Source organism: Alphaproteobacteria bacterium (assembly GCA_030739735.1).
In the GTDB taxonomy this organism is placed as follows: Bacteria; Pseudomonadota; Alphaproteobacteria; order UBA7887; family UBA7887; genus UBA7887.
This window is the reverse complement of sequence record JASLYQ010000037.1, coordinates 1-6,133: the sequence shown is the minus strand read 5'-3', so window position 1 is coordinate 6,133 and position 6,133 is coordinate 1. Positions and strand designations below refer to the sequence as shown.

Sequence of the window (6,133 nt, the reverse complement as noted above, 5' to 3'; positions counted from 1 at the left end):
CCACCTTTGCGCTTGGCGAACGCTTTGCCTGCGAAACGCCGATCCGCTTCATTCCTCGGCCGAGTCCGGTACGCTGAAGTCTGGCTTGGCGAAAAAATAGGCATGTTCGAGGTCGATACTGCTCTTTTTTCGCAGGTCCTTGCGAATGTCGCCGAGCAAGTTACGAAAGGATCAGGAAGAGGATGCCGAGGATGAGAAGCAGGATTCCGAAAAGCTCCCGTCGCGTGATCTTTTCGCGGAAGACTAGTGCCGATACGGCGATGGTGAAGACTAGCTCAACCTGACCCACGGCGCGCACGTAGGCTGCATTCTGCATGGCCATGGCGGTGAACCAGCAAGCGCTACCGAGCATGCCGCTGACACCGACCCAGATACCGACTGGCCAAGCGCACAACACGGCCTTGAGCTGGGCGAAATCCACGAGCCGCATGTAACCGCCCATCAGCAATGTCTGGTAAATCAGTACCACGACCAGGGTTAGGGCCGCCTGGGTGACGGAGTCACCGTCGCCGAGCGCAAGTGCCGCGCCGCGGTAGGAGACCGCGGAGATACCGAAGCCGGCGCCGCTGAGCAGTCCCATCAGCGCTGCCTTACCGACCAACTGGTGCAGCACGGTGGTCAAGCCAATGGTCTGACGCGCCGTCGAGATGGCGATCACGCCGACCAGGCTGATGAGAATGGCTGCACCGGCCATGGCGCTCACCGCATCGCCCAACACGACGATGCCGAACAGCGCGGCCTGCACCGTGTCGGTCTTCGAATAGGCTGTGCCGACGGCAAAATTGCGGTACGAGAAAAGCTGCACCAGGGCTGCGGTGCCACCGATCTGGGCCAGCCCGCCGACGGCGCAGTGCATGGCAAACTCGGCATTTGGCGTCGGGATCGCCAGGCCCAAGCCTTGGTTGAGCAGTAGCAGATAGAGGATGGCGAGCGGCCAGGCGTAGAGAAAGCGCGAAAATGTTGCGCCCGTTGTGCTCAACTGTCCCTTGAGATGTTTTTGCAGGCCACTGCGCACGGTCTGTAATGCCGCCGCGGCAATGGTGATCGGTATCCAGGCTTCCATCGGCCGCAATAGACCAGAGGTGCGGCAGTGGCGGCAAGGGCTTGGCGTGGCCGTCGAAGGCGTTACCATACGGGTAGCCGCAAAGGGAGATTGCGATATGATCGAGGCCTTTATTTGCGACAACGCGCGCACGCCAATTGGCCGTTTTGGTGGCGCCTTGTCAGGTATTCGCACCGATGATCTGGCAGCGGTGCCGATCTCGGCCCTGATGGCGCGCAACGACAGCGTCGATTGGGAGGCGGTTGACGACGTCATCTATGGCGCAGCCAACCAGGCGGGCGAGGACAACCGCAATGTGGCCCGCATGGCATCGCTGCTGGCCGGCCTGCCACAATCAGTCTCGGGCCAGACAGTGAACCGTCTTTGCGGCTCCGGCATGCAGGCGGTCTCGGCAGCAGCCAATGCCATCCGCTGTGGTGAAGGCGAGCTGATGGTTGCTGGTGGGGTCGAGAGCATGACCCGGGCGCCCTTCGTCATGGGCAAGGCAGACAAGGCTTTTTCACGCTCGGCCGAGATTTTCGACACCACCATCGGTTGGCGCTTCGTCAATCCGCGCATAAAGGCGGAGCATGGCGTCGACTCGATGCCAGAGACGGCGGAGAATGTGGCCGAGCAGTATCAGGTCTCGCGCGCTGATCAGGACGCTTTCGCCTTGCGCTCGCAACAGCGTGCCGGTGCCGCCATGGAGTCGGGTCGCCTGTCGGAAGAGATTGTGCCGGTGACCGTTCCCCGCCACCGAGGTGAGCCGCTGGTGGTCGAGGCCGATGAGCACCCGCGGCCTGATACCACCCTCGAAGGCCTGGCCAAGCTGTCGACGCCCTTCCGCGTTGACGGCACCGTGACGGCTGGCAACGCGGCGGGTGTCAACGACGGCGCCGCGGCCATCGTTGTTACCTCCGAGGCTGCGGCTGAGCGCCATGGCTTGACGCCGATCGCGCGCGTGGTCGGCGCGGCCAGTGCTGGAGTGGCGCCGCGCATCATGGGCATGGGACCAGCGCCCGCCGCGCAAAAGCTGTTGCAGCGCCTCGGCATCTCCCTTGACGATGTCGGCGTGATAGAGCTTAACGAGGCCTTCGCTGCCCAAACGCTCGCTGTCCTGCGTCAACTCAGTCTGGCGGACGATGCCGAGCACGTGAACCCCAACGGTGGCGCCATCGCGCTCGGGCATCCGCTCGGCATGTCCGGTGCACGCCTTGTACTGACCGCGGCGCGCGAGCTGCATCACCGCGACGGGCGCTATGCCCTTTGCACTATGTGCGTCGGCGTTGGGCAGGGGCTGGCGATGGTCATCGAGAAGGTATAGAGCATGCGTTTGGGGATCGCGTTGGCGGCGGTCGCTTTCGTTGCAGCTAGAGACGGTAGCCATGGTGGTATCGCTACCGGTACGGCCTTAATGTGTCGCCCTGGTAACTGCTCCGTGCATTCCTAATTCCGACCTGCCGCCGGGAAGCGAGGCGAGCTAGAGGACGTTTGCCTGGTAAAGCTCGACGGCGGCCTTGAGTTTCCAGAAATCGTCGCAGCCCCATTCGCAGATATCGTTCAGCTGGGCTAGGTGATACTCGGCCTTCTCCAAATCGTCGACTTCGAGATAAGCCTCGCCAATGTAATGGTGGGTACCCATATGATCGGGCTTGATATCAAGTGCGCGACCGTAATTGGCGAAAGCCTTATCGAAATTCTGCAGCCTGCGGTGCACGTAACCAAATCGGTTGTAGGCCTCGGCGCTGTCAGGCGAGGCGGCGATGATGGCTGCGAGTTGCACGATGGCGCTGTCGTATTCCCCAGCATCGATGGCGGCCTGCGCCTGCGTGAGATCTACGTTAAGTGCAGCTGGCCTTTCGATATTGGGGATCGTGGTGTTGATGTTGTTGGCTGACGCGCCATTCGCCGCGATAAAAAATACAAGCCCAAGAGCCGCCCCGAAGCGCGAGAGTCTTGTTCTTAGGCCATGATTTTTCTCCATTAATTACCATCGAATATGTGTTTGCGAGGGGTCTACCCGCGCCAATCCGCATGCGCCAAACACATAAACTCTGCTAGTAACGTACTTGACAGTGGATTTTCGTCGAATAATGATTGCAAACGGAGGATTTCTCGGCAGGCGGCTTCAGAAGAGCGAAGTCGCTTCAGAGTAGCCTGGGCGAATGTGAAATCTCGGTACTTTAAATTAAGGCCGGGTGAAGCGTGGCTTAGAACGAGAGAGACTGCGCCTAGGGGTCGGGGGGGCAAACGCTTCGGCTCTTCGTTAATCAGAAACTATACTAGGGAGGTCACCCAATGAAATTAGGGCAAGTCCTACAGTTGACGGCATTGACTGCCGTCATGGGGACTTTCGCCGCAACTTCGGCCGTTGCAGACACAAACTCTGCTCGGATCCGGAATTGCCCTGACAGCGACTGGTGTCACTATCACCGGACCGTTGACAAGGGTTGGCGGCATAGTCCACTAGCTCAGATCAACACCAACAATGTCAGCGGGCTACGTCCAGCATGGATTTTCCAGCCTGGTCATGAACGCATGGGCCTGCATTCCACGCCTCTGGCCGTGGACGGTGCCGTGTATCTCGCCACCAACCCCTCCACTGTCTGGAAGGTTGACGGCGCGACCGGCGATCGCCTCTGGGCGTGGGAGCCCGAGATGGACGAGGCGGTGGTTGCACGCTCGTTCTTCTCGCATACTCGTGGCCTATCGGTTGGCGACGGACGTGTCTACATGGGCACTGCCGATGGTCATCTCGTCGCTCTTGATGAAATGTCTGGCGAGGTGGTGTGGGATAAACAGATCGTTGATTCCTCGAGAGAGACGGCAGGCTTCAGTGGGGCCGGCACCTTCGTCAGCTCCGATCTGTTCCAGATCTGTCAGAATGGCGGTGAATACCCGGTCGAGGGTAAGTGCTACGGCATCGATCCGTCCAATGGCGATATCAAGTGGACCTTCTACACCACAGGTCGCGGTGACGACCATGCGCTGTCCACGTGGGGCGGCGACACCTGGAAGTGGGGCGGCGGCGGCGCTTGGCAGCCCGGCACCGTTGACTATGCCAACAACCAGATCTTTATTGGCACCGGTAATCCGAACCCGGATTACGACTATTGTGGCGATACCTGCCGCGATCCGAATGCGGATGCCATTCGCCCTGGTGACAACCTCTACACGTCGTCGACAATTGCTCTCGATCTGGATACGGGCTCTCTGAACTGGTACTTCCAGGAAGCCCCGTCGGATCCGTACGACTATGATGCGTCTCCAGGCGAGTATGTCATCATTAACGAAGACGGCCGTAGTGTCGTGCTGCATCCGGGCAAGAACGGCTTCAACCACGTTCATGACGCCAAGACCGGTCAGCCGATCAATGTCTATGCCGACATGAAGAACCAGAACTGGACCTCCGGCTTCAATCTTGAGACCGGCCAGTGGGAAAATATGCTTTGGCCGAAAGCCGGCGAGAAGACCTTGGTCTGCCCCGCCATTGACGGTGGCCATAGCTGGAATGCTGGTTCGTACAGTCCGGATACGGGCCTGTTCTATCGTGTCACTCAGGAGTGGTGCATGTGGCTGACGGTAGCACCCAAGGGCGGTGCCGACTACATCACTGCGGGCTCCGAAGTTCGCACCACCGAGCCCTTCGCGCAGGCCTACATGGCTGCCGAATGGATTGGTACCGATCCTCCGGGCGACACCAACCATGGCTTCCTCACCGCGCGTGATCCTGTCTCTGGCGACCTCGCCTGGGAGAAGCGGTATGACATCATTCCGCATTCGGCTCTGATGTCGACTGCTGGTGGCCTACTGTTCAACGCCACCTCTGACGGCTACGTCGAGGCGATGGACGCTGCTAGCGGTGCGCTGCTGTGGCGGTTTAACAACGGCTCTGGCCATAACGGCGGTATCATCTCCTACGAGGTGGGTGGCACGCAGTATGTGTCAGTGGCTTCGGGTCACGGGTCCTATGTTGGGCGCGCGGTCCATGGCCTGAATTCGGAGAAGGCTGTCAACTTCCAGGAAAGCGCGGTTCTAGTTACTTTCGCGCTAGACTAGACAAAATCTAACCAATTTGGGGCAAGAGGTCATCGACCTCTTGCCCCTTCTTTTTCTGTTTGATTATGTGTCTCTTCCAGACGTGATGGTTTCTGCCGTCACCGGAAACAGTCGAACGACAAGGAGAATCGCTCGTGACAGTCTACTTTCGTCGGCAGTGGCTTTTTGCCCTGGCCTTTGCGGTCGTCGTTGCCATTGGATTGACGTGGCTCACCACTACTGCTGTTCAAGCTGAGGATGCCTATCCGAAGGCAAATCCATTTGCCGGTCAGGAGGAGCATATTCAGGAGGGCGCACGATTGTACTTCAAGTGGTGCGTTCAATGTCACGGCCGCCACGCTGACGGTGTGTCGCGCTTCGGCGACTATGCCGCCGACCTAAGAAAGTTCTGGCGTGGCTATCCGGAATTCGTGCGTATCACGCTCGAAGGCCGGGTCAAAAAGCGCATGCCGCCCTGGGGCGGTGTGCTCGACGAAGACGAGATCGCTCAGATTGGGACATATTTGGAGACGCTGGCACTCCCGGGTGCCAAGTGGGTGCTCGATTGAGCGTCGGTCTCAGAAACTCGTCGCATGGCGGGGGCTCACAGCCGCCGCAGAAGGTGAGGATATGAGATATTTTATTTTAGCTGCCGCGCTCGCTGTGGGGTTTCTGGCCCCGGTGCAGGCTGCGGAGTGGGCGCCGCAGACTTTCTACGACCGGACTTGGGTATGCATTTCGCCAGAGGCCTATACTACCGCCATCCAGCGTGAGGCGGACTTGCCGCGGGGTCAACTTGCGAGCTTACGGTCTGAGCTGCTCGAAGAGCAGCTATGCATGATGCTCGAGGAAGATCAAATCGAAGATATGATGGCGCCGTTCGTGCAGATAAAAGAGATTCGCGGAGACATGGTGCGCGTGGAGTTCATCATCGAGTTTTACCGAAAAATAGAATTTCTACATCGTCGTATCACGCGCGTCTTCTACACAGGATGGACCGATCAGGCCAATTTGCGGAATTACTACGAGTGGCTTACAGGGAAACCGCAGTCC

6 protein-coding genes are annotated in these 6,133 nt (G+C 59.2%); 4 read left to right on the top strand and 2 right to left on the bottom strand.

The window, feature by feature from the left end; all coding sequences use genetic code 11:
• Positions 1-160 precede the first annotated feature (160 nt).
• Positions 161-1,063, bottom strand: coding sequence for an EamA family transporter (locus QF629_12875; GenBank protein MDP6014415.1), 903 nt, complete (start codon positions 1,061-1,063; stop codon positions 161-163).
• Positions 1,064-1,160: 97 nt separating this feature from the next.
• Here QF629_12875 and pcaF point away from each other — a divergent pair, with 97 nt between their 5' ends.
• Complete coding sequence (gene pcaF / locus QF629_12870; GenBank protein MDP6014414.1) at positions 1,161-2,366, top strand: 3-oxoadipyl-CoA thiolase; 1,206 nt, start codon at positions 1,161-1,163, stop codon at positions 2,364-2,366.
• Between the two features lie 156 nt (positions 2,367-2,522).
• On the opposite strand, the gene QF629_12865 is transcribed toward pcaF, so the two are convergent.
• Entirely contained in the window at positions 2,523-3,026 is a 504-nt protein-coding gene (locus QF629_12865; protein MDP6014413.1) for a tetratricopeptide repeat protein, read from the bottom strand.
• 554 nt (positions 3,027-3,580) lie between these two features.
• Here QF629_12865 and QF629_12860 point away from each other — a divergent pair.
• From QF629_12860 to QF629_12850, 3 genes are all read left to right on the top strand, one after another.
• The gene (locus tag QF629_12860) at positions 3,581-5,101 is read left to right on the top strand and encodes a PQQ-binding-like beta-propeller repeat protein (protein MDP6014412.1); all 1,521 of its coding nucleotides are present in this window, start codon (positions 3,581-3,583) and stop codon (positions 5,099-5,101) included.
• A gap of 134 nt (positions 5,102-5,235) precedes the next feature.
• Entirely contained in the window at positions 5,236-5,649 is a 414-nt protein-coding gene (locus QF629_12855) for a cytochrome c (protein ID MDP6014411.1), read from the top strand.
• Positions 5,650-5,710: 61 nt separating this feature from the next.
• Positions 5,711-6,133 (top strand): hypothetical protein (locus QF629_12850; protein MDP6014410.1); only part of this gene is annotated, 423 nt, incomplete at its 3' end.